Here is a 22,949-nt window from a genome sequence, read left to right as displayed (position 1 = left end):
TCGCGTCCAGCTTATTGAATAATGTACGAGGTGATGTAAACGGCCTGTACTTCTCCGTCTTGCATAATGCTGTTTAAATCGCTTTTCAGTGTCTCAGTCAATTTTTGTTTGCCTGCTTCACCTTTTAAATCATCTGCCGTCATTTCCGAAAGTTTTTGAATGATAATGTTTTTCGCCTGGAAATCGCGTTTTGTCATTTCTTCCATTGCTTCTGCACTATCAGTTTGAATTTTAAATGAGATGCGGATGAAATCATCTGATGCCAGATTCGTTGTCATCTCGGGAATATCGACAGATGACTCGAGCACTTCATCAATGCTCGGACCTTCCTCAGCTTTACCGCCTTCTGATGATTTTATAATAACGACAACAGCAATGGTCCCGGCCAGCAGGATGACCGACATGAGCACAATCATGATCATCATCAATTTATTTTTTGGTGCTTTTTGTTCATTCTCCATCGTCGTCCTCCTCCACTTTCACTTTCCCGAGAAGTGAAATGCGTGTATAAAATGATTCAATGTCGGCGGTCACTTTTTCATGCGCTTCACGAACCACGTATTTCTTGCCATTCGTAAGCGTAATGGTTGTATCGGGAAAACTTTCGACCGTTTCTATGTATATCGCATTAAGTGAAAACGGCTTGCCGTTAAGTCTCGTCACAGTAATCATATATGTCAGGGCTGAAGCGAACCTCAGCCCTGTCCCCTCCCCGCTGTTAAAATGCTGCGCTTACCGCTTTAAGCTGGCAATTTCCTGAACAATTTCATCCGCTGTTGTGATAACACGAGAATTTGCTTGAAAACCGCGCTGTGCAACGATCATTTCGGTAAATTCTTCTGATAAATCAATGTTGGACATTTCAAGCGTCCCTGTTACAACAGTTCCTGCACCATCTTCCCCGGGCCATGTATACACTGGCTCACCTGAATTGACTGTCGCAACATATTTATTCGAACCGCTCTTTTCAAGTCCTTCAGGATTAGCAAACTTCGCCAATGGCAATCCGCCTTGCTCAACCGTCTCTCCATTTTCATCCTTATACGTGATTGTGCCATCTTTTTCAATGTTGAAATCACTCGCTGTCGCAGGGACTGTAATAGGAATGTATAAGACAGAAAACAACGGATTAGCCGGGTCAGGTATAGCTTTAATTAAATAATCACCATCGCTGTTAACAACATTTCCGTTCGCATCAAGAGAGAAACTTCCAGAACGCGTATACTTTTGATCGGTGATTGTTGTCCCATTTCCGCGTCCTATCATGAAAAACCCTTCACCGGAAATCGCAAGATCAAGCGAGCGCCCTGTTGTCTGCAAGCTGCCTTGCGTATGAATAGTATCAATCGCACCTATTTGAACGCCCAGCCCGACTTGGAGCGGATTCGTACCGCCGCGCGTCGCAGCCGGTGCAGCAGCACCCTCTATTTGCTGGCTTAACATATCTTTAAATGTTGCACGGCCTTTCTTAAAGCCGTGCGTATTCACATTGGCAATATTGTTGCCTGTAACATCCAACTTTGTTTGTGAGTTTTTCAACCCGCTATATCCGGAATACATTGCCCGCAGCATGATAAAACCTTCTCTCTACCAATCAGTTATTAACGTTTCATACTCATCAATTCTTGTAAAATTTCATCAGAAGTCGTAATGATACGCGTATTCGCCTGGAACCCACGCTGTGCAACGATCATTTCGGTAAACTCTTCTGAAAGGTCAACATTCGACATCTCAAGAGTACCAGAAACAATTGTCCCCGCACCAGCAGCACCAGGCACTCCAACTGTAGGGACTCCCGAATTGGTAGTTTCTTCGAATGTGTTGCTTCCTACTTTTTCTGTACCATCAGGATTCGCAAATTTAGCAACAATTATTTGACCAGCAGCTCGTAAGTTTCCATTTTGATCTACATATGTGACTTTTCCATCTGAACCTATACTCAAACTTTTAGCAGTAGAAGGAACATTAATATTACCTTGAGTTGTATTAAATGTTGCATCAGCTGTTGCTGTTGGTTGAGATGCAACTCCGTAACCACGAACGTATAAACCATCTGAATTCACCAAGTTACCAGCCTCATCAAGATAAAAATTACCAGCTCTTGAGTAAACATCATTATTTCCATTTCTTAAAACAAAAAATCCATCTCCCGAAAGAGCTAAATCTAGAGTCCGTGCTGTAGTTTGTAAACTACCTTGTGTATGAACAGTGTCAATTGCAGCGAGCTGGGCACCAAGTCCAACTTGTCTTGGATTTGTACCACCTATACCAGCTGCTGCACTTGCACCAGTTGCACCTGAGATTTGCTGAGATACCATGTCTTTAAAAGTTGTACGACCTTTTTTGTAACCGTATGTGTTTACGTTAGAGATGTTATTTCCCACCACATCAAGTTTTGTCTGGAAGTTTTTCAATCCGCTGATTCCGGAGTACATTGAACGTAACATTTATTATTTTTCCCCTTTCGATTTGCGTCTGCGTCAGTCGGTCGGCAGACGGCCGGCTTCCTTTTCGGTCCAGCCGGTTATTATAGATTATCCATGACGATTGTGCCGTTTATATTTGTAAAAATGTGCGATGATGCTTCATCACGGTTCATTGCCGTAATGACTGTATTATTTTTTGCGCTGGCGATGAGCGCCGCATCTTTTAGTAAAACAAGTGAATCCGTCACGCCTTTTGAACTTGCTTCAGCCAGTTTTTGACCTATAGACGCCCATTCATCTGTGTGGATGACAATGCCCCGTTCTTTCAAACGCTGCTCTGCATGTTTTGAAATATTTGGCATGCAGCTCTGTGAAATTGCTTTACTGAAAGTGTCACCGAATGAAACGGCTGCCGCGGTTTTTTGCTCGATGCGCTTTTTAACCGGCGCAAGCGGTTGATATGTTCCTGTGATAATTGGATTTACGGGTTTCATTCTTTCTTCACCCGCCTTATTATTCGATTTTCGTTAAGCTTGATGCCGCGATTTTTTCATCGTTTGCCATCTGCAGCCATACTTGTCCATCTTTTAGCGAAACAGATTTCACTGTTGCACTTTTCTCACTTCCATCTGCGCCCCAAGTTACCGTACGCCCAATTAAATAGCTTGCTTCAACAAGCTGATTGGAACTGATCACGCTGCTGCCTCCTGATGTACCTGTGCCGCTTGTTCCGCTTCCACTGCTAATAAGTTCTGAAATATTTCCAGGTTCTAGAACAGTCCCGTCTGAGAGGGTGAATTGAACTCCTCCATCTTCGAACTTAATTGATTTCACTGTCCCCGTACCTGTTTCAACAACCGGTTTACCTTCTGCATCGGTTTCTTCTGTCATCTTATGCCAAACCACATCTTTCCCGACAAATGATTGATAATTAATCATCTGAGAGGCTTGCTGTGCCTGAACCATTTCTTCTATCATGGAAGTCATGTTCACCATTTGTTCAAGTGATGTAAATTGTGCCATTTGTGCGATGAAATCTTTATCTTCCATCGGGCTGAGCGGGTCCTGATTTTGAAGCTGAGCCATTAGGATTTTTAGAAATTCGTCTTTGCCAAGAGCGCTGTTTCCCGTTTGTTTTGTCTTCGCTGGGTTATTCGCTAAATATAACGATGGATCAATTTTCGACATGGGTTACACCTCGGTTTCTATTTCGGTCAAAAAATCTGCAAATGACCCGTTTTCTTCATCTGTTGTTTGTTCCGGCTGCTGCTGTTCAGACTGTTGTCTTTGGCCATTGTTTCGGTCCTGACTGTTCCGTTCGAACATTTGCTGTCTCGTTTCCGGATTGGTGACTTCTATTTTATCCACAGCGACGTTCTGCTGGCTGAATGCATTTTTGAGTTGATGCGCATTTTGTTCGAGCAGCTCTTTTACCGCCTGCGTGGAAGATAAGATTTTCGCTGTCATGATACCGTTTTGCTGTAAAAGTTCAATTCTTAGCGATCCAAGCTGTTCAGGATAAAGCTTTATTAACAGCTTTGTACCATTCGGGGTTTTCATCAAATTTGAATTTCCCAGCACCTGTGTGAACTTTTCAATAAACTGTCCCATATTCATTGGACGTGGATCCGTTTTGACGCTCATCACAAATTGCTCTGTTTTTGTCATTTGATGAACAACAGGATTCAGTGCATCTTGTCCAATTGTTGAACGAGCTATAGACAATTCAGTTTTCACTGCTCCTAAATGATCAGAAGCATGCGGAGCACTCTGCTTTACGAGCGGTGTATCAGCTACTTTCGGCTGAACAGTTGGCTGACCCACGCCATCATAGCGTGTAAATGCAGTTTGAAGTGCCGTTTGACGAGTGTTGATAGCCGGACTTGGACCTGCTTCTTTTTTCAAAGAAACAGCTGCCTGTTGTAAGGCTGATTGCAAAAATTTCGATTCCTGCGAAGTTTGCTCTGCAGCCGGCGTTGACGTTGGCACCTGTGTCACTGATACCGTATTCTTCAATTGCTGCAATACTTGAGCGGCTTTCATAACGGCAATTGCGGCCTGTTTATCTCTTTCTTTTACGATTTGCTGCGCGTTAGCTGCAATTAGCTGTACGACTGCGGCAAGCTCCATTACCGGCATTGTTCCAGGAATTCCTTCTTCCTCATCACTTTTTAAGGATTCTAGTGCTTTCTTTAGTTCAGATGGCAATTGCCCAATGATTTGTTCATCTGTAAGTAAAGATGCCAATTGCTTCATGGACGACAATAACGTTTCTGCATCAATGCCAAGAACTAGTGACAATTCCTGCATTGTCGGCATCTCACCGTCCTGCATGAACTGTTCTGCTAGCTCTGCAAGTTCGGGGTTGATTCCTGGTATATCCGAGATCGATTCGACAGGGTTCGACAGTTCACTGAGTGTCAGTAGGAAATCTTCTGACACTGCTGGGAGCGCTACAGGTGCTGTAGGTGCATCGATCGATTGCTGTACACTGCCAAGCATTTGTTTAAACCCTGTGCCAGATGTCATTTGACCCGCATTTTGACTTGAAACTCCAGCTGGACCTGCTCCTGATGTAACAATTTTACTAAAAGTTGCCTGCATCTTTTTACACCCCCTTTTCATTCTCTATTATCTCATAAAATTCGACTTTTTTCCTTATTCATTTGATAATAATTTTGTATATTCAGCGGCAGTTTCAGCTGGTAATTTCGCTAGTACGTCTGCCTGTTTTTCAATACTTAATTGTTCTAAAATTCCGACGGCTTCTGCATCAGTCATATTCACAATAATACTTGATATGTTTTTCGCATTCATTGTTTCATATGTCTTGATTACATCGTTTGTTCCAGTCTCTTCCACCGCCCCCTCACCTTTTGCAGTCTCTGCTGTTTGCTGTTGCTGCAGCTGTTTTAACTCTGCATTCAGCCGGTCCTGTTCAGTCAGCAGTTCTTCAATCTCTTTGTCAGACGATGACAACTTATCTTCCAAACTATTAATTTTAGCTTCTTTATTCTTAATATCCGCCTGCAGCTCGGAAACTTTTTCACTGTCTGATTTTCCATCCTTTTCTTTCTCCGCACCGACCCATTCCGACACGTACGGAACATTAGCAGCGACTTCTTTCGTTTTTTCAAATACGTTAACTCCTGCAATTGTCATAACAATCAGCGCAACCGTCAACGCAAATAAAAGAGGAATAAAAAAGACGAAAACGATCCATTGAAACGTGCTGTGTCCCTTTTTTTCTTCAATTTCAACAGCAGCTGCCTTCTTTTTCTTTTTTGCCATACCATTCACCTGATCTTTCGGTTCATAAATTGAATGGACGACAGCTCATCCATTTGTTTCGCTTCTTCCATTCCCATCCATTTATGATAAAGTGCTAACTCTTTTGCGCGAATTTTCCCGTATTTTTTCACTTCGATATTCTTTTCTTTCAATTGCTGCTCACACCATTGCATTCGTCCGCGCGCTGTTATGACCACTTGTTGCTGGCGGTCAATCAGCTTTTCTAGATTGCCTATAAACTGCTGGTAATGTTGAATATCGAGCACTGAAAATCCCGTTTTCATTTTTTCTTCTTGTACTTCAATTAACTGTTCTTTTTTCTTTAATAGGTCGTAAAGCTTTTGTGCTTCTGATTCAAATTGATCGACTGCTTCCCGATAAACGTTTTCCGATTCTTCTTTTTCACGTTCACGCAACTGCAATATTTTTTCGAATTTGTACTGGTAGCCCATTAATATCAATCTCCTTTATTCGCGAGTTGAATTAGTTTTTGAGCCGTCTCGTCTAATGTCGATTTTTCATTCGTCCGCTGCTTTAAGAAAGAAAGAATTGGCTGATAGTTTTGTATTGCCCGGTCTATTTCAGCAGACGAGCCCTTTTTATAGGCACCGATGTTAATCAAGTCTTCAGAGTTTAAATAAGTGTTCAACGAATCTCTTACCGTCACTGCTGCTTCATAATGGCTGCTGTTAACAATGTGAGGCATAAGCCGGCTGACACTTTTCAACACATTAATGGCCGGATATTGGCCTTTATTGGCTAGCTCACGGTCCATCACAATATGTCCATCTAAAATACCACGCACCGCATCTGCAATTGGCTCATTCATATCGTCACCGTCCACGAGCACAGTGTAAAAAGCAGTAATCGTGCCATTTGTATTGGTTCCAGTCCGCTCTAACAGTTTCGGCATAATTGCAAAAACAGAAGGCGTATATCCCTTCGTCGCTGGCGGCTCACCTACAGCAAGTCCGATTTCACGCTGAGCCATGGCCACCCTTGTTACCGAGTCCATCATAAGCATGACATTCAACCCTTTATCACGAAAATATTCAGCGATGGCTGTTGCGGTAAAGGCGCCTTTAATCCTCATTAATGCAGGCTGGTCGGACGTTGCTGCAACAACTATTGATTTTTCCATTCCTTCTGGACCGAGATCACGCTCAATAAATTCACGTACTTCACGTCCTCGTTCTCCAATCAGCGCGATCACATTCAGATCAGCGTTTGTATTCCGTGCAATCATGCCAAGCAATGTACTTTTTCCGACGCCGCTTCCGGCAAAAATACCAACGCGCTGCCCTTTTCCAACTGTAAGCATGCCGTCAATCGCCCGAACACCCACTTCGAGCTTCTCCTGAATCGGCGGCCTTGTGAGCGGGTTCGGCGGATCCGCATCTGTTTCAATAGAAGTCAGTGTACGGGGCAGGACCGTATCATCAAAAGGTTCACCAAGTGGATCAATAATTTTTCCAATTAATGCAGGCCCCGCCTTTACTTGAAGTGGATGACCAAGCGTTTCAACAAGGCTTCCTGGTGAAATTTCATTCATATTTGTGTACGGCATTAGTATTATCATTTCATCTTTAAATCCGGTTACTTCCGCCATAATCGTTCGTTTGCCGTCTTTCGAACGAATTAAACAAATATCGCCAACCGAGCTTTCTGGTCCCTGTGATTCAATCATGAGGCCGACGACACGTTTAACACGGCCATATCGTTTAAATGAGTCAAGCGTTGGAATAATGGAACGCAAATCGCGTGCTTTCATCGATTATTCTCTCTCCAGTATGTCAAACAAAGTTTTTCGAAGCTGCTGCAGCTGTGCATCAATACTTGCATCGATGCGGCCGCTTGCCGTTTCCACAAAACAAGCTTCTTCATCCGCTTCTTCATTCGGAAAAATATAGCAGTTAATATCCCCTGGGAACAATGCTTCAATTTCATCTTTTTGTGATACAACAAATGAATATCTCGCCGGATGCACGTGTATCTGTACCTCTTTTTGTTCCCTTACTTCTTTAATTGCCGATTTGACAATGCCCATAAACATCTCATTATTGTCTGTAAGTTGTACTCGAAGAATTTTTTCTGCACAAACGAGCGCCAAATCTAGAATCGTCTGTTCTGATCGCTCGACGTTTTTCTCGTATTCAACTTTAGAAGCATCAACGACAGCCCTTGCTTCTTCGATGTGTGAACTCGTTTCACGATAGCCTGTTTCCCGTCCTTCGACAGCACCCTGTTCAAATGCGTTTTGATATGCTTCCAGTTGGATTCGTTCTTTTTCCTTTTCCCAGTCCGACTGCCAGGCTGCCGCTTCATTCATGATTCGCTGCTTCTCTTCTTCAGCCCGTTCTATTATGGAGCGGGCTTCACTGTTTGCTTCATATATTACAGCAGACCGCTCCTGCTCAAAATCAGGAATGGTATTCTCCTCTTCTTCCTGATCGGTAAAAATAGGTTTAATCCCGATAATGCGCTTTGTTTTTTCCTCAGAATTTATATTGTCTGTACGAATGACATTAGACAATAATATCATCTCCTCCACCGCGGGCGATGATGATCTCGCCTGTTTCTTCAAGTCGGCGAATTGTCGCTACGATCCGTGACTGAGCTTCCTCTACGTCACGAAGACGAACAGGGCCCATATATTCCATCTCTTCCTTAAATGTCTCAACCATGCGCTGTGACATATTCCGGAAGACGACATCCTTTACTTCGTCGCTCGACACTTTCAGAGATAGAAGCAAATCTTCATTTTCACAGTCACGGATAACACGCTGAATCGAGCGGTTATCAAGCGTAACAATATCTTCGAATACAAACATCCGCTTTTTAATTTCTTCAGCAAGTTCTGGATCTTGAATTTCAAGCGCATCGAGAATCGTTTTTTCAGTTGCCCGGTCAACACCATTTAACACTTCAACAACTGCCTCAACGCCGCCAGTCTGCGTATAATCCTGCGTAACCGTAGAACTCAGTTTCCGTTCTAAAATCGCTTCGACTTCATTAATAATTTCCGGCGATGTGCTATCCATAATCGCAATTCGTTTCGCAATATCCGCTTGTACTTCCTGTGGCAGTTCGGATAAAATCTGTCCGGCCTGCTGTGGATCTAAATACGACAGTACAAGCGAAATTGTCTGCGGATGCTCATTTTGAATAAAGTTTAAAATTTGTCCGGCATCTGCCCGTCTTGCAAAATCAAACGGTCTAACCTGCAGTGAAGACGTGAGCCGGTTAATAATGTTTTGAGCTTGATCCGAGCCTAGCGCTTTTTCAAGGACGGTTTTTGCATACCCGATCCCGCCCTGTGAAATATAATCCTGCGCCATTGCAATGTTATGAAACTCTTCGAATATCTCTTCTTTTACTTCTGTTTCTACTTTCTTCACTCCGGAAATTTCAAGTGTCAGCCGTTCAATTTCTTCTTCAGATAAATGTTTATAAACGGAAGCCGAATAGTCCGGCCCGAGGGAAATAAGCAGGATGGCGGCTTTTTGTTTCCCGGTTAGTTTTTTCTCTCTTGCAGCCATTGTCAATCCTCCTATTCCTCAGACAGCCATGTACGTAGCAGTTTCGCGAATTCTTCCGGCTTTTCTTGAGCCATTTTTTCGAGCTGTTTGCGTCGTTCACTGCCTTCTGTTTCTGTCAAAATATTACCCACTGCAATTTCTTCCAACTCTTCTTCCTCTTCTTCCTCTTCCTCACGACGTCTTCTAACCATTATAAAGACGAGAACCCCGATGATCACAAGAAGAACTCCACCGATTACGTATACCCACCACGGGATACCAGGACTTGCTTCTTCTTCAAAGGTCACTTTTCCGTTAAACGGCTGAACTGAAACTGAAATCTTTTCTTCTAGCACTTGATCAGTCAAGTCCGCATTATAGCTTTCATCCACAGACGTCCGGACAATCGTACCAAGCATTTGCTGAATATCATCAATATTTTCCTGCGGCAATGATTCTGGGTCATCTGCTGTTGGCGGCTCGACCATTACTTGAATACCGAGGTCACGAATTTTATACGGGCTTTCTGTAATTTCGCGGCGTATACGATTCACTTCATTATTAATGGTTTCTTCATTTCGTTCATAGTCGCCTGTGCCGGTTGCGCCTTCCATATAAGTCGCTGTATCACCTGGATCTTCAGCCTGCGGAATGCCTCCTGCGCCTGCAGCATCACCTGTAAAGGTTTCAGTAATACGCTGGGCGCTGATTTGAATGCCTTCCATGTTCTCTTCATCGACAGGTTCTACCAGGTTCTCTTCCCGGTTTTCCTTTGTAAAGTCGATATCTGCTGTAACGGATACAACTACTTTGTCTTGTCCCATCAAGGTACCAAGCATACTTTGCACTCTGCGTTGAATGTCACGTTCAATTTGTTTTTTTACATTCATTTGCTGCGCATAGCTATCACCGCCAAAAGAACCTCCACCATTATTTAAATCGAAATACTCGAAGTTCTGATTCATGATCGCTATATTTTCCACTGGGAGGTTTGGAACACTTTTTGAGACAAGGTGATAAAGTGATTTCACCTGCTTTTCATCGAATTGGTAACCTGGTTCTGTTTCTAACACAACCGAAGCAGAAGCTTTTTCCGCTTCTTCTGTCACAAAAATTTGTTCCTGCGGCAAATTGATCATGACATTCGCATTTTTCACACCGTCAATGCCTTGAATCAGCTGACCGAGCTCTGTTTGCATGGCGTCGAGCTTCAATACATTAAATTCATTATCCGTCATTCCGAAACCGGCATTTTGACTAAAAAAGCTGTAGTCAATCGTGCCAGACTGGGGCAGACCTTCCGCGGCAAGATCCACTTTTAACGTATCAACCGCTTCTTCAGGAACAAGGATGCCTGTGCCTCCTTCAGTAATTTCATAGGCGATTCCCCGGCCATCCAGGTTTTCTTTGACAGCACCAATTTCAGAAGGCGACAGCTCACTGTATAAAGGCGCCATCGTTGTTCTTGTCGCAAAAAAGACAATCAGCGACAATGCGATGACGAAGAAAGCAAATGCTCCGACACCAATAATTTTTTGTTTCTTTGAACGGCTGTTCCAGTATTCTTTTATTTTAGCTAGTTGCTGTTTTATATTTTCGTTCATCCCTATCCCCCGGTTGCCTCATTGCCATATGAATGGTTTAAATTTGCATTCGCATAATTTCTTGATATGCTTCGACAGCTTTATTTCTCATTTCTATCGTTAACTGCATCGTAATCCCTGATTTTTGCGCAGCAGCCATGACTTGATGAATGTCGACGTCTTCGCCTCTAATCATTTTAGCCTGCAGGGAATTTGAATGTTCTTCATTTTTCATGACATTATTCAGCGAATCCTTTAAAAAATCCGCAAACTTTTGCTGAGCTTCATATGGGGTTGAGACTTTTTTCACATCTCCTGTTTGGATAACATTTGAGGAGACGGCGTTTAATGCTTCAATAGCCATTTATTTTCTCTCCTTATTTTCCAATTTCTAGTGCTTTCGTCATCATCGCTTTTGAAGCATTAAAAACGGTAATATTGGCTTCATAAGAACGAGTCGCACTCATTAAATCAACCATTTCACGAAGTGGATCGACATTGGGCATATTTACATATCCATCTTCATTCGCATCCGGGTGCTCAGGGTCGTAAATAAGTTTATTCGGTGTTTCGGTATCTTCAACAATTCGTGTTACTTTTACACCATCACCTTCTACCTGCCTGTTTGCCGCAAGGTTTAGAAACGAAGCAAATGATCCTTCTTTCGGCTGAAGCACAACTGATTTTCTCTGGTACGGCTGCCATTCTCCATTTACCCGTTTTGCACGCGTTGAATCCACATTTGCCATATTCGATGAAACTACATCCATTCGAAGACGCTGTGCAGTTAAGGCGGAAGCGGTAATATTCATTCCATTAAACATATTTATCTGCCTCCCTTAATGACATTTGTTAGTGATGAAAACTTGGAGCTTAGCCGATCTGTTAAAGCATTGTAATAAATTTGATTTTTCGCAAGATCCGACATTTCTTGATCAATATCAACATTATTTCCACTTTCATTATAAGTAAGATTTCGTTTCGCGATAATCGTGCCATCCGAGGAAGCGGAAAACTCAAAATGACGCTGATCGGTTCGGTTGGCTGCCAATGTCTCCCCCGCATTTGATAAGATACGTTTGAAGCTTACTTCCCGAGACTTGTAGTTTGGCGTGTCAACATTTGCAATATTATCGGCAATTGTTTTTTGCTTCAATGCTGCATAATCTAATCCACGCTCTAGAGATGTAATTGAGTCTGAAAAGAGTTTCAATATTCATCACTCCATCTATAAATTTCATAGTTTAAATACATACTTAAAGAAATATAACATAAAAGTCATTTTACGACACGAATCTTTACAAAATTAACATTAATTTTTCAAAAACCTACAAATCCTTCACTAATCTGTCATAAATATACTTATTTTTATATTTTCATTATACATATCCCTCTATCATTTCACAAAAGTTATCCGAGAAAATCAGAAAAAACCGGCGGAATGTATTATTCCACCGGTAAATAATGGTTGTTTTTAATTTGATTTCAATTTTTCCAATTCCATTAAAAATTTGTCATTTAATACTTTAATATAAGTTCCTTTCATCCCTAAAGAACGAGATTCAATTACACCAGCACTTTCTAGTTTGCGAAGGGCATTTACAATCACGGAACGCGTAATTCCAACGCGGTCAGCAATTTTTGATGCGACAAGAAGGCCTTCTTTTCCGTCAAGTTCTTCAAAAATATGTTCGATTGCTTCAAGTTCGCTGTATGAAAGTGAACTGATTGCCATTTGAACTACAGCTTTGCTTCGTGCTTCTTCCTGCATTTCTTCGGCTTTTTCACGCAAAATTTCCATTCCGACGACAGTTGCACCATATTCGGCTAGAATAAGATCATCATCGTGAAATTGTTCTTCGAGACGAGCGAGAACCAGCGTGCCTAGGCGCTCACCAGCACCAACGATTGGAACGATGGTTGTTAACCCATTTTGGAATAGTTCTTTATTTTCTTCAGGAAATGCCGTGTACTCACTATTTACATCAAGGTTTGATGACGTTTCATTCAAGTTAAATAAATTTTTTGTATATTGTTCCGGAAATTGTCGTTCGGCAAGCATCTGCTTCATTCGATCATTCTCGATTTGCTGATTGACTCCGAATCCAAGAAGCTTGCCTCGCCGGCTGACTACAAATATATTTGCTTCAATTACTTCTGACAGCGATTCTGCCATTTCTTTAAAATTTACTGTTTTCCCTGCCGCGTTTTGCAGCATTTTGTTTATTTTTCTAGTTTTATCTAAAAGATTCATCTGTTGTTCCTCCATCAAATTAAAGAATAAATTCACTCAAGTCTTTGTTTTGTGAAATAGCTGATAATTTATCATCTACATATTGCGGTGTAATGGTCACTTGTTCTAGTGTAATATCTGGTGCTTCGAATGACAAATCTTCAAGCAATTTTTCCATAATGGTATGAAGACGCCGCGCACCGATATTGTCCGTTTCTCCATTCACATGAAACGCAATTTCCGCAATACGCTGTACTGCTTCATCCGTGAATACCACATGGATTCCTTCTGTTTCAAGCAATGCTTTATATTGTTTAATCAGCGCATTATCGGGTTCAATTAAAATGCGTACAAAGTCGTCAGTGGACAGTTTTTCAAGCTCAACACGAATCGGGAAACGGCCTTGAAGTTCTGGAATTAAATCGGATGGCTTTGACATGTGAAAAGCGCCTGCTGCTATAAATAAAATATAATCTGTTTTCACCGCCCCATATTTTGTGACGATTGTTGATCCCTCTACAATCGGCAAAATATCCCGCTGTACTCCTTCACGGGATACATTTGCACCAGACTGGGCACCGCCTTTTACTGCAATTTTGTCCACTTCATCGATAAAAATGATTCCAGTCTGCTCTGCACGTCTTACCGCTTCTTGTGTCACTTCATCCATGTCGATAAGCTTTTGCGCTTCTTCTTGTTCAAGCACCGTGCGGGCATCTTTTACCGAAAGCTTTTTTTTCTTTTTCTTTTTTGGCATTAAAACGCCGAGCGCATCCTGCATGTTCATGCCCATTTGTTCCATTCCGGACCCTTGAAAAAAATCAAACATGGACGGAGTCTGTTCTTCCACTTCTATCGTGATTACTTCATTTTCAAGTTCACCGGCTGCGAGTTTTTTGGCAGCGACTCGCCGCTTTTCATGTATCGACATATCTTCCGGTGTTTCATCTTGTTCCACCTGCTGATTTCCGTTCCCGCCAAACAGCATTTCAAACGGGTTTTTAACCGTCGATGTTTTTTTGCGTGACGGAACAAGCAATTCAACAAGACGGCGGTTTGCAGCTTCTTTTGCTGGTTCACGCACGGCATTTATCTTTTCTTCTTTTACTAAACGCACTGCCGTTTCAGCAAGGTCTCGCACCATTGACTCTACGTCACGGCCTACATAGCCGACTTCCGTAAATTTTGTGGCTTCCACTTTAATAAAAGGAGCACCTGCAAGCTTAGCGATACGCCTCGCAATTTCCGTTTTTCCAACACCAGTAGGACCGATCATAAGCATATTTTTCGGTATGACTTCATCGCGCAGGGAGCTTTCAAGCATGCTGCGGCGGTAGCGGTTGCGCAGTGCTACAGCCACGGCCTTTTTTGCTTCTTTTTGCCCGACTATATATTGATCAAGACGCTCAACAATTTGACGAGGCGTCAATTCCAATGCGTTGCTTTTCATTTTCCCACTCCTCACTGCAGTTCCTCTACAATAATATTATGATTCGTATAAACGCATATATCTGCCGCTGTCTTCAGTGATGCTTCAGCAATTTCGAATGCGGATAAATGAGATGCATACTGCTTTAAGGCACGTCCTGCTGACAATGCATAATTCCCTCCAGAACCGATCGCCAAAATACCGTCATCCGGTTCAATCACTTCCCCTGTACCAGAAATAAGCAGTAAATGATCTTTGTCCATCACAATGAGCATCGCCTCTAAACGCCGAAGCATTTTATCCGAGCGCCATTCTTTTGCAAGTTCAACTGCTGCCCGCTGTAAATTACCGCTGTATTCCTGCAGTCTCTTCTCAAAGAGTTCAAACAATGTAAACGCGTCAGCTACTGAACCAGCAAAACCGGCGATGACTTTTCCATTAAAGAGCCGTCTCACTTTTTTCGCTGTATGCTTCATGACGACTGCATTCCCAAATGTCACCTGTCCGTCTCCAGACATAGCGGACGAACCGTTGTGTTTTACAGCAAAAATCGTTGTGGCGTGAAATTGTTCCATTGATTTCTCTCCTTTATGCCCGCGGATGATGATTCATATACGTTTTTTGCAAATGTTCTTTCGTTACGTGCGTATACATCTGCGTTGAAGTCAGGCTGGCATGTCCAAGCAGTTCCTGTACTGTCCTCATATCCGCTCCATTATTTAATAAATGTGTCGCAAATGTATGACGCAGCATGTGGGGGTGAATCTTTCCGGATAATGATGCTTTTTCAATCAGCCCGGTTAAAATGTGGCGAATTCCTCTTACGGTCAAAGGTTCACCGCGGTAATTAACAAACAGGACTTTATGATTGCTGTTTTTCATTAAGTTTAATCGGCTCAACTCTACATATGATTGTACGGCTTCTGCTGCAAAACTGCCGAACGGAACATACCGTTCTTTTCCACCTTTACCCCGAACGAGAATAACACCGAGATGAAAATCCACATCCTCCAGTGTAAGACCCGTACATTCACTCACGCGGATACCCGTCCCGTACATGAGCTCAAGGAGCGCTTTATTTCGTATGGAAAGCGGATCCGTTTCCTGAACCGTTTCGAACAGTTCTTCCATTTCTTCTTCATAAAAAAAAGAAGGGAGTTTTTTTGTTCCTTTTGGACGGTGGACAATTAAAAAAGGATTTTCATTCACAATGTCTTCCCTCATTAAAAATCGGTAAAACCCCCGCAAAGACGAAATTTTCCGTGAAACAGACGCTCGAGCCATTTTCTTTTCATGAAGTGTCGTTAAATAAAGCCTGGCATCCTGATGGGTTACATCAGACAGTTTTTCGATATGCTGTTCGTTCATAAACACAAAAAATTGCTCTAGGTCATCACGATAATTTTTCATCGTGTGGACAGAGCTGTTTTTTTCTATTTGCAAATAAGCAAAAAAAGAATGTGTATAATTATTGAAAAGTTTCGACATTTTCCCACCTCAGAAAGGGCTACTAAATGATAACACAAGATAGCAGCCCTTGCAAGAAAGTTTACAAACTTTTCGAAAAAGTTTGAATTGTTTCTAAAGCTCGTTCAGCAAGCGCTTCATAGCGCTCTTTCTTATTCTTTATTTTTACCGGAAGCTGCGGAAATAACCCAAAATTTGCATTCATCGGCTGGAAATTATCCGCGGCTGCATGCGTAATATAATGAGCCATGCCACCAATCGCTGTTTCTTGTGGCGCCGTAACCGGTTCCTGTCCGTTCGCAAGACGCGCTGCATTAATTCCAGCCATTAAACCGCTTGCCGCCGACTCAACATAACCTTCTACACCTGTCATTTGACCCGCAAAAAATATATTTGGACGGTCTTTCAATTGATAGGTGGAAAGCAATGCTTTGGGCGAATTAATGAAGGTATTGCGGTGCATGACACCATAACGGACAATTTCTGCATTTTCAAGTCCCGGAATCAACTGTAAAACTTCCTTTTGCGGACCCCATTTTAAATGTGTCTGAAAACCAACAATGTTATAAAGGGTTCCCGCTGCATTATCTTGACGAAGTTGAACAACAGCATATGGACGCTTTCCTGTACGTGGATCTTCAAGACCAACCGGCTTCATCGGTCCAAAGAGCATTGTTTTTTTTCCGCGATTCGCCATTACTTCGATCGGCATACAGCCTTCAAAGAAAATTTCTTTTTCAAACTCTTTTAACGGGACTGTTTCCGCACTGATGAGCGCTTCGTAAAAACGGTCAAATTCTTCTTCATTCATTGGACAATTTAAATAAGCAGCTTCGCCTTTATCGTATCTTGATTTCAAGTAGACGATGTCCATATTAATACTGTCTTTTTCAATGATCGGAGCAGCCGCATCATAAAAATACAAATAGTCCTCGCCAGTAAGTTCCTGAATTTTTCCAGCTAAGCCTTTTGTTGTGAGCGGACCTGTAGCAATCACGGTAATCCCGTCTGGAATCTCCGTTACTTCTTCATTAATGACTGTTACATTCGGATGATTTTTAACCCGTTCTGTAACATGCCCCGCAAATTCATGACGGTCTACTGCAAGCGCTCCCCCCGCCGGTACAGCACATGCATCCGCCGAACTGATAATGACAGAGTTAAGACGGCGCATTTCTTCTTTTAATACACCAACAGCATTCGTTAAACCGTTTGCCCGAAGTGAATTACTGCAGACAAGCTCTGCAAATTGGCCGGTATGATGAGCTGGGGTTTGTTTTACCGGACGCATTTCGTATAGATGAACATGAATTCCGCGCTCGGCAATTTGAAAAGCCGCTTCACTTCCGGCAAGACCGGCGCCGATAACATTAATTGTTTGAACCATTGTTTGTTTCCTCCTGCGAATAAAGGTACGTACCTATGTATCCTTTAAGCATTTTACACTACCTGTATTCAGAAAAAAAGAAAAATGTTTTTTGAAAAATAAAAGAACTGTCTGAACACAATTGATTCAGACAGTTCTTTTATTTTATGACTGGGGCTGTTCTTTATAATCACATTGCGTACATTGAATCTGCACGCCTTTTTTCAATTTTTTCTCTACGAGCATTTTGCTGCACTTTGGACAAGGACGCTCTATCGGTTTATCCCATGATAGGAAATCACATTCCGGAAACCGGTCACATCCATAAAAAATACGGCGTTTTTTACTTTTTCTTTCTATTATATTACCTTCTGAACACTTTGGACATTTCACGCCGATTTCTTTCACGATGGCCTTCGTATTACGGCAGTCAGGAAAGTTTGAGCACGCCATGAATTTTCCGTAGCGACCCATTTTGAAAACCATCGGGTGACCACAGTTCTCACAGTCTTCACCGGCCGGCTCATCTTTTATCTCGATTTGTTCCATTTCTTTTTCTGCTTTTTCAAGATGCCCCTCAAAGCCCTTGTAAAATTCATCAATGACTGCGACCCATTCTTTCACGCCTTCTTCCACGTTATCAAGATCGCGCTCCATTTTCACTGTAAATTCAACGTCGATAATATCCGCAAAAAATTCCACCATCAGCTCATGAACAATACTGCCCAGCTCTGTTGGAACGAACCGCTTATTGTCGAGTGCGACATATCCGCGCTTTTGGATCGTATCAAGTGTCGGTGCATAAGTAGACGGACGGCCGATGCCGAGTTCTTCCAGTGTTTTGACGAGGCGAGCTTCGGTGTAGCGCGGCGGCGGCTGAGTGAAATGCTGTTTCGGATCGATTTCGCCTGATGTTACACCGTCACCTTCTTCAATATTTGGCAAGAAGTTTTCTTTTTCTTCTTTCGCGTCATCTGACCCTTCAACGTATACTTTCATAAACCCCTGAAATTTCACTTTCGAACCGGTTGCACGAAACATCACATCGCCATTGACGATATCAGCGCTTACTGTATCCATTACTGCTGCCGCCATTTGGCTTGCTACAAAACGTTCCCATATCAACTTGTAAAGGCGGAGTTGATCGCGTGATAAAAACTCTTTTAAAGCGGAGGGCTCACGCAGGGTACTCGTTGGTCTGATCGCTTCATGAGCATCTTGAGCATTTGCTCTTTTCGTTTCTTTTTTCTGCCCCTTCTCTCTCGCGTATTCTTTTCCATACTGAGATAATATGTAGTCATAGCTCTCAGCTTGGGCGACTTCTGACACACGCGTTGAATCTGTTCTCATGTAGGTTATTAAACCAACTGTTCCTTCTTTGCCAAGATCAATTCCTTCATATAATTGCTGGGCAATCATCATTGTTTTTTTCGCCCGGAAATTTAATTTCCGTGCAGCTTCCTGCTGAAGGGAAGACGTAGTAAAAGGAGCAGCTGGGTTTCGGCGGCGTTCTTTTTTTGTTACAGAAGCGATATGAAAGGTATTACCTTTAATCGCCGACAATACCTGCTTTACGTCTTGTTCGGATGATAGTTTCGTTTTTTTGCCGTTCATTCCATAAAATGATGCCTGGAATGTCTCTTTCCCTTTACTAAACTCAGCATCGATTGTCCAGTATTCTTCTGGAACGAATGCTTTAATTTCATTTTCCCGATCAATAATAAGACGAAGGGCGACTGATTGTACGCGGCCCGCACTTAACCCTTTTTTTACTTTTTTCCAGAGCAGCGGGCTGATATTATAGCCAACAAGCCTGTCTAAAATGCGCCGTGCCTGCTGCGCATCTACAAGGTCCATATTGATCGGGCGAGGGTACTTAAAAGACTCTTTAATTGCATCTTTTGTAATTTCATTAAACACAACACGGCAGTCAGAGGACGTATCAATATTTAATGAATGCGCAAGATGCCAGGCAATCGCTTCTCCTTCACGATCCGGGTCAGCTGCGAGATAAATCTTTTTCGCCTTTTTAGCGGCCGTTTTTAATTCTTTTAATACAGGGCCTTTCCCGCGAATGGTAATGTATTTTGGATCGTACCCGTTTTCTGTATCGACACCCATTTGGCTTTTCGGTAAATCGCGAACGTGCCCCATCGATGCCCGTACTTTGTATTTCTTCCCGAGATAGCGTTCAATTGTCTTCGCTTTCGCCGGGGATTCCACTATAACTAAATAATCCGACATAGAAAAACCTCCCCTGAGAGGTGAAATGAATAATTAGACATAATTATTATGTGTACTGCCTCTGTTTGTCAAACGATTCTTTTATCCTTCATTCATTTTCAGGCTCTCTCTGTTACAAAACAGGACATGTATTGTAAAAATCGTTCTGTTGCAAAATTTATATGATAATGGCAGGAATTGCAACTATTTTTATAGAAACAGTGCGTGATTTTTTTAAATTCCATTTAATTCAACCAAAATATCTTCCGCCGAATGCACAATTTTCGCACCATCAGCAATTAGTTCATGAACCCCTTCTGACAGCGTGTGAGTAATCGGCCCAGGTACCGCGAACACATCGATCCCCTGTTCTAATGCAAATGAAGCGGTAATGAGCGATCCGCTTTTTTTCGCAGCCTGTACAACAAGGACAGCTTTTGACAGCCCGCTAATGATCCTGTTTCTTGCCGGGAAATGCCACTTTGCAGGCTTTATATGAGGCGCATACTCAGATAACACAAGTCCTTCGTTCACAATTTGACGTGCAAGGCCGATGTTTTCACGGGGATAAAAATGATTAAACCCACCGGCGATGACTGCAATTGTATTTCCTTTAGACTCGATTGTCTGCTCGTGTGCAAACGCATCAATCCCTTTTGCCAGGCCGCTGACGATTGTGAAATTTCGTTTAACTAACGGCGGGATAAGCTGTTTGAGCGACTCCTTTCCATATTGATCGCCGTTGCGTGAACCGACTACCGCTATTTTTTGACTGCTTAGCAACCCGGTATTCCCTTTTGAAAATAACGCCCACGGAGGCTGCGGCAATGTTTTTAACACATCTGGATACCGTTGATCATAAAAGGGGATAAAGTGAATATTTTCCTCACTAAGAGTCGCAAGAATATGTTCGGCGGAGAGGGAATGAAGTTTGTAAAGAATTGAGGCGGAATGTTGTTCCGACCGGCCGGTAATGTGGGAAAGCTGAGAAGCAGTTAAATTAGGCAGCTGTGAAAAATCCGGATCATGTTTAAATAAATGAAAAAGATCCTTCCATCCGGCTTCACAGCAATAGTGAAATAGCAATAAATATTTTGTCGCAGAATCCACGTTATACCCCCTTTTTTTCATAGCAAAATGGGACGCCTGTATAAAGACAGGCGTCCATTTTCGGCAATTAGTGTGTTTTACACTCTTCTAAAAGTCCTTGTTCTTTAAGAACGTTAATTAACGTTTCACCCATAACAGACGGTGTTTCAGCTACCGGAATTCCGCATTCATTCATCACGCGGATTTTCTCATCAGCTGTTCCTTTTCCACCGGAAATGATGGCACCGGCATGACCCATGCGTTTTCCCGGAGGTGCTGTACGTCCACCGATAAAGCCGACAACCGGCTTTGTCATATTCGCTTTCACCCACTCAGCTGCTTCTTCTTCTGCTGTACCGCCGATTTCGCCAATCATGATAACCGCTTTTGTTTCCGGATCTTCATTAAACGCCTTTAAAACGTCAATAAAATCCGTGCCGTTAACCGGATCTCCACCGATACCAACTGCTGTTGATTGACCAATTCCAGCTTTTGTCAACTGATGAACCGCTTCGTAAGTCAATGTGCCTGAACGTGAAACAACGCCGACATGGCCTTTCGTATGAATATAGCCAGGCATAATACCGATTTTGCACTCATCTGGTGTAATAACACCTGGGCAGTTCGGTCCAACAAGGCGTGTTTTCTTGCCCTGCATATAGCGTTTTACTTTCACCATGTCAAGAACAGGGATATGTTCTGTGATGCAAATAGCAAGATCCAGTTCTGCATCAACCGCTTCCAAAATCGCGTCCGCTGCGAATGGTGCTGGCACATAAATAACAGAAGCGTTAGCACCAGTTTCTTTTACTGCTTCAGATAGCGTGTTAAATACCGGCACGCCTTCAACTTCTGTGCCGCCTTTACCAGGCGTTACGCCGCCGACGATTTTTGTGCCATATTCAAGCATTTGTTTTGTATGGAAAAGAGCAGTCGAGCCCGTAATTCCTTGAACAATTACTTTCGTATCTTTATTAATAAATACACTCATGCCTGTACCTGCCTTTCTATTGTCAACATCATTATTATTTTACGAGACTAACGATTTTTTGCGCGCCATCAGCCATTGAATCGGCAGAAACAATGTCAAGACCTGACTGGTTTAAAATTTCTTTACCAGCATCGACATTCGTGCCTTCTAAACGGACAACGAGCGGTACAGACAAGCTGACCTGTTTCGCTGCTTCGACAACGCCAGTTGCGATGACGTCACATTTCATAATTCCACCGAAAATGTTGACGAAAATCCCTTTAACGTTTTCATCAGAAAGGATAATTTTAAATGCCTCTGTTACTTTTTCAGCTGTCGCACCGCCGCCAACATCAAGGAAGTTAGCAGGATCGCCGCCATAATGTTTAATAATGTCCATCGTTGCCATCGCCAGACCAGCACCATTTACCATGCAGCCGATGTTGCCGTCGAGTGCAATGTAGCTTAAGTCATATTTTGACGCTTCGATTTCTTTTTCATCTTCTTCTTCAAGATCACGGTATTCTAAAATATCTTTATGGCGGTATAATGCATTTGAATCAAAGTTCAATTTTGCATCCAGTGCCATGACTTTTCCGTCTCCAGTCACAACGAGGGGATTGATTTCTGCAATAGAGCAGTCTTTTTCCACAAACGCTGTATATAGGCTCATCATAAATTTAACTGCTTGGCCAACAAGCTCTTTCGGGATGTTGATATTAAATGCCACACGGCGGGCTTGATACGCACTAAGACCGGTAACTGGATCAATGTACTCTTTAAAGATTTTCTCCGGTGTTTTTTCTGCCACTTCCTCGATTTCAGTTCCGCCTTCTTCTGATGCCATTAAGACAATCTGAGACGTCGCACGATCAAGAACGAGTCCAATATAGTACTCTTTCTTAATATCGCATCCTTCTTCAATAAGAAGGCGCTTTACTTCTTTTCCTTCAGGACCTGTTTGATGTGTGACAAGGACTTTCCCAAGAATTTCTTCTGCATATGTACGCACTTCATCCAGATTTTTTGCTACTTTTACTCCGCCCGCTTTTCCGCGGCCGCCTGCATGAATCTGTGCTTTGACAACGTTTACCGCTGTGCCAAGCTCCTTCGCTGCTTCAACCGCTTCTTCAACGGAAAAAGCAACTTTCCCATTTGGTACAGCAACGCCGTAACTTCTGAGAACTTCTTTACCCTGGTACTCATGAATATTCATCTTCCAGCCTCCTATCGATCTCAAAACATAGTAAACAAACAAAACAGACTGCGACTTCATTGTAGTTAAAAAATGAAATTATGTCCAGTTTTTGAACATAAAAAAACACTCCTTTTTTTCAGGAGCGGTTTTATATTG

25 protein-coding genes are annotated in these 22,949 nt (G+C 42.5%); all 25 read right to left on the bottom strand.

Going from position 1 to position 22,949, the window contains the following annotated elements; all coding sequences use genetic code 11:
* Positions 1-11 precede the first annotated feature (11 nt).
* The 25 genes from fliL to sucC all read right to left on the bottom strand — a co-directional run bounded on the left by fliL (position 12) and on the right by sucC (position 22,811).
* On the bottom strand, positions 12-461 hold the full coding sequence (gene fliL, locus BTO28_RS00745; protein WP_076763014.1) for a flagellar basal body-associated protein FliL: 450 nt from the start codon (positions 459-461) through the stop codon (positions 12-14).
* Positions 451-672: a flagellar FlbD family protein gene (locus BTO28_RS00740; protein ID WP_076763012.1), complete on the bottom strand. Its 222-nt coding sequence runs from the start codon at positions 670-672 to the stop codon at positions 451-453. The genes fliL and BTO28_RS00740 overlap by 11 nt, the downstream gene beginning before the upstream one ends.
* A 60-nt stretch (positions 673-732) precedes the next feature.
* Positions 733-1,572 carry a flagellar basal body rod protein FlgG gene (gene flgG, locus BTO28_RS00735; RefSeq protein ID WP_076763010.1) on the bottom strand — a complete coding sequence of 280 codons (840 nt, stop codon included), beginning with the start codon at positions 1,570-1,572 and terminating at the stop codon, positions 733-735.
* Between the two features lie 29 nt (positions 1,573-1,601).
* Positions 1,602-2,447: a flagellar basal body rod protein FlgG gene (gene flgG / locus BTO28_RS00730; protein ID WP_076763008.1), complete on the bottom strand. Its 846-nt coding sequence runs from the start codon at positions 2,445-2,447 to the stop codon at positions 1,602-1,604.
* Positions 2,448-2,527: 80 nt separating this feature from the next.
* Entirely contained in the window at positions 2,528-2,920 is a 393-nt protein-coding gene (locus tag BTO28_RS00725) for a TIGR02530 family flagellar biosynthesis protein (protein WP_076763006.1), read from the bottom strand.
* Between the two features lie 19 nt (positions 2,921-2,939).
* Positions 2,940-3,614, bottom strand: a complete 675-nt coding sequence (gene flgD, locus BTO28_RS00720) for a flagellar hook assembly protein FlgD (RefSeq protein WP_076763004.1) — start codon at positions 3,612-3,614, stop codon at positions 2,940-2,942.
* Positions 3,615-3,617: 3 nt separating this feature from the next.
* Positions 3,618-5,030, bottom strand: a complete 1,413-nt coding sequence (locus tag BTO28_RS00715) for a flagellar hook-length control protein FliK (protein ID WP_076763002.1) — start codon at positions 5,028-5,030, stop codon at positions 3,618-3,620.
* Positions 5,031-5,084: 54 nt separating this feature from the next.
* On the bottom strand, positions 5,085-5,717 hold the full coding sequence (locus BTO28_RS00710) for a MotE family protein (RefSeq protein ID WP_076763000.1): 633 nt from the start codon (positions 5,715-5,717) through the stop codon (positions 5,085-5,087).
* A 5-nt stretch (positions 5,718-5,722) separates the two neighbouring features.
* A complete protein-coding gene (fliJ, locus tag BTO28_RS00705) occupies positions 5,723-6,169 on the bottom strand; it encodes a flagellar export protein FliJ (protein WP_076762998.1) in 447 nt (148 codons plus the stop codon).
* Between the two features lie 5 nt (positions 6,170-6,174).
* On the bottom strand, positions 6,175-7,488 hold the full coding sequence (gene fliI, locus BTO28_RS00700) for a flagellar protein export ATPase FliI (protein ID WP_076762996.1): 1,314 nt from the start codon (positions 7,486-7,488) through the stop codon (positions 6,175-6,177).
* Positions 7,489-7,491: 3 nt separating this feature from the next.
* Entirely contained in the window at positions 7,492-8,250 is a 759-nt protein-coding gene (gene fliH / locus BTO28_RS00695; protein ID WP_076762994.1) for a flagellar assembly protein FliH, read from the bottom strand.
* The gene (gene fliG, locus BTO28_RS00690; RefSeq protein WP_076762992.1) at positions 8,243-9,256 is read right to left on the bottom strand and encodes a flagellar motor switch protein FliG; all 1,014 of its coding nucleotides are present in this window, start codon (positions 9,254-9,256) and stop codon (positions 8,243-8,245) included. Before fliG ends, fliH begins: the two co-directional genes overlap by 8 nt.
* Before the next feature lie 11 nt (positions 9,257-9,267).
* Entirely contained in the window at positions 9,268-10,839 is a 1,572-nt protein-coding gene (fliF, locus tag BTO28_RS00685) for a flagellar basal-body MS-ring/collar protein FliF (RefSeq protein ID WP_076762990.1), read from the bottom strand.
* 37 nt (positions 10,840-10,876) lie between these two features.
* The gene (fliE, locus tag BTO28_RS00680; RefSeq protein ID WP_076762989.1) at positions 10,877-11,182 is read right to left on the bottom strand and encodes a flagellar hook-basal body complex protein FliE; all 306 of its coding nucleotides are present in this window, start codon (positions 11,180-11,182) and stop codon (positions 10,877-10,879) included.
* A gap of 13 nt (positions 11,183-11,195) precedes the next feature.
* Entirely contained in the window at positions 11,196-11,648 is a 453-nt protein-coding gene (flgC, locus tag BTO28_RS00675; RefSeq protein WP_076762986.1) for a flagellar basal body rod protein FlgC, read from the bottom strand.
* Positions 11,645-12,031 (bottom strand): flagellar basal body rod protein FlgB, encoded by a 387-nt coding sequence (flgB, locus tag BTO28_RS00670; RefSeq protein WP_076762985.1) that lies wholly within the window; start codon positions 12,029-12,031, stop codon positions 11,645-11,647. The genes flgC and flgB overlap by 4 nt, the downstream gene beginning before the upstream one ends.
* A 261-nt stretch (positions 12,032-12,292) precedes the next feature.
* The gene (codY, locus tag BTO28_RS00665) at positions 12,293-13,072 is read right to left on the bottom strand and encodes a GTP-sensing pleiotropic transcriptional regulator CodY (protein ID WP_076762983.1); all 780 of its coding nucleotides are present in this window, start codon (positions 13,070-13,072) and stop codon (positions 12,293-12,295) included.
* A gap of 19 nt (positions 13,073-13,091) precedes the next feature.
* Positions 13,092-14,501, bottom strand: a complete 1,410-nt coding sequence (gene hslU / locus BTO28_RS00660; RefSeq protein WP_076762981.1) for an HslU--HslV peptidase ATPase subunit — start codon at positions 14,499-14,501, stop codon at positions 13,092-13,094.
* An 11-nt stretch (positions 14,502-14,512) separates the two neighbouring features.
* The gene (gene hslV / locus BTO28_RS00655; protein ID WP_076762979.1) at positions 14,513-15,055 is read right to left on the bottom strand and encodes an ATP-dependent protease subunit HslV; all 543 of its coding nucleotides are present in this window, start codon (positions 15,053-15,055) and stop codon (positions 14,513-14,515) included.
* A 13-nt stretch (positions 15,056-15,068) separates the two neighbouring features.
* On the bottom strand, positions 15,069-15,968 hold the full coding sequence (gene xerC / locus BTO28_RS00650; protein WP_076762978.1) for a tyrosine recombinase XerC: 900 nt from the start codon (positions 15,966-15,968) through the stop codon (positions 15,069-15,071).
* A gap of 61 nt (positions 15,969-16,029) precedes the next feature.
* On the bottom strand, positions 16,030-17,334 hold the full coding sequence (trmFO, locus tag BTO28_RS00645) for an FADH(2)-oxidizing methylenetetrahydrofolate--tRNA-(uracil(54)-C(5))-methyltransferase TrmFO (protein ID WP_076762975.1): 1,305 nt from the start codon (positions 17,332-17,334) through the stop codon (positions 16,030-16,032).
* A 144-nt stretch (positions 17,335-17,478) separates the two neighbouring features.
* Positions 17,479-19,557: a type I DNA topoisomerase gene (topA, locus tag BTO28_RS00640; RefSeq protein ID WP_076762973.1), complete on the bottom strand. Its 2,079-nt coding sequence runs from the start codon at positions 19,555-19,557 to the stop codon at positions 17,479-17,481.
* A gap of 213 nt (positions 19,558-19,770) precedes the next feature.
* The gene (dprA, locus tag BTO28_RS00635; RefSeq protein ID WP_233129792.1) at positions 19,771-20,646 is read right to left on the bottom strand and encodes a DNA-processing protein DprA; all 876 of its coding nucleotides are present in this window, start codon (positions 20,644-20,646) and stop codon (positions 19,771-19,773) included.
* A gap of 67 nt (positions 20,647-20,713) precedes the next feature.
* Complete coding sequence (gene sucD, locus BTO28_RS00630) at positions 20,714-21,616, bottom strand: succinate--CoA ligase subunit alpha (protein ID WP_076762970.1); 903 nt, start codon at positions 21,614-21,616, stop codon at positions 20,714-20,716.
* A gap of 34 nt (positions 21,617-21,650) precedes the next feature.
* Positions 21,651-22,811 carry an ADP-forming succinate--CoA ligase subunit beta gene (sucC, locus tag BTO28_RS00625; RefSeq protein WP_076762968.1) on the bottom strand — a complete coding sequence of 387 codons (1,161 nt, stop codon included), beginning with the start codon at positions 22,809-22,811 and terminating at the stop codon, positions 21,651-21,653.
* Positions 22,812-22,949: the final 138 nt, after the last annotated feature.

Source organism: Domibacillus epiphyticus (genome assembly GCF_001975785.1).
Classification (GTDB): Bacteria; Bacillota; Bacilli; order Bacillales; family Domibacillaceae; genus Domibacillus; species Domibacillus epiphyticus.
Note: the sequence above shows the minus strand (reverse complement) of the source record. Positions and strands in the feature narration are given on the sequence as shown.

Bases quoted from the DNA above. Each gene is read 5' to 3' on its own strand.
- flgG (WP_076763010.1), bottom strand. From the start codon at position 1,572: ATGCTGCGGGCAATGTATTCCGGATATAGCGGGTTGAAAAACTCACAA.
- codY (WP_076762983.1), bottom strand. From the start codon at position 13,072: ATGAATCTTTTAGATAAAACTAGAAAAATAAACAAAATGCTGCAAAAC.
- BTO28_RS00710 (WP_076763000.1), bottom strand. From the start codon at position 5,717: ATGGCAAAAAAGAAAAAGAAGGCAGCTGCTGTTGAAATTGAAGAAAAA.
- sucC (WP_076762968.1), bottom strand. From the start codon at position 22,811: ATGAATATTCATGAGTACCAGGGTAAAGAAGTTCTCAGAAGTTACGGC.
- sucD (WP_076762970.1), bottom strand. From the start codon at position 21,616: ATGAGTGTATTTATTAATAAAGATACGAAAGTAATTGTTCAAGGAATT.
- hslU (WP_076762981.1), bottom strand. From the start codon at position 14,501: ATGAAAAGCAACGCATTGGAATTGACGCCTCGTCAAATTGTTGAGCGT.
- topA (WP_076762973.1), bottom strand. From the start codon at position 19,557: ATGTCGGATTATTTAGTTATAGTGGAATCCCCGGCGAAAGCGAAGACA.
- fliE (WP_076762989.1), bottom strand. From the start codon at position 11,182: ATGGCTATTGAAGCATTAAACGCCGTCTCCTCAAATGTTATCCAAACA.
- fliI (WP_076762996.1), bottom strand. From the start codon at position 7,488: ATGAAAGCACGCGATTTGCGTTCCATTATTCCAACGCTTGACTCATTT.
- fliJ (WP_076762998.1), bottom strand. From the start codon at position 6,169: ATGGGCTACCAGTACAAATTCGAAAAAATATTGCAGTTGCGTGAACGT.
- trmFO (WP_076762975.1), bottom strand. From the start codon at position 17,334: ATGGTTCAAACAATTAATGTTATCGGCGCCGGTCTTGCCGGAAGTGAA.
- hslV (WP_076762979.1), bottom strand. From the start codon at position 15,055: ATGGAACAATTTCACGCCACAACGATTTTTGCTGTAAAACACAACGGT.
- xerC (WP_076762978.1), bottom strand. From the start codon at position 15,968: ATGTCGAAACTTTTCAATAATTATACACATTCTTTTTTTGCTTATTTG.
- fliL (WP_076763014.1), bottom strand. From the start codon at position 461: ATGGAGAATGAACAAAAAGCACCAAAAAATAAATTGATGATGATCATG.
- BTO28_RS00740 (WP_076763012.1), bottom strand. From the start codon at position 672: ATGATTACTGTGACGAGACTTAACGGCAAGCCGTTTTCACTTAATGCG.
- flgD (WP_076763004.1), bottom strand. From the start codon at position 3,614: ATGTCGAAAATTGATCCATCGTTATATTTAGCGAATAACCCAGCGAAG.
- fliG (WP_076762992.1), bottom strand. From the start codon at position 9,256: ATGGCTGCAAGAGAGAAAAAACTAACCGGGAAACAAAAAGCCGCCATC.
- BTO28_RS00715 (WP_076763002.1), bottom strand. From the start codon at position 5,030: ATGCAGGCAACTTTTAGTAAAATTGTTACATCAGGAGCAGGTCCAGCT.
- flgG (WP_076763008.1), bottom strand. From the start codon at position 2,447: ATGTTACGTTCAATGTACTCCGGAATCAGCGGATTGAAAAACTTCCAG.
- BTO28_RS00725 (WP_076763006.1), bottom strand. From the start codon at position 2,920: ATGAAACCCGTAAATCCAATTATCACAGGAACATATCAACCGCTTGCG.
- fliF (WP_076762990.1), bottom strand. From the start codon at position 10,839: ATGAACGAAAATATAAAACAGCAACTAGCTAAAATAAAAGAATACTGG.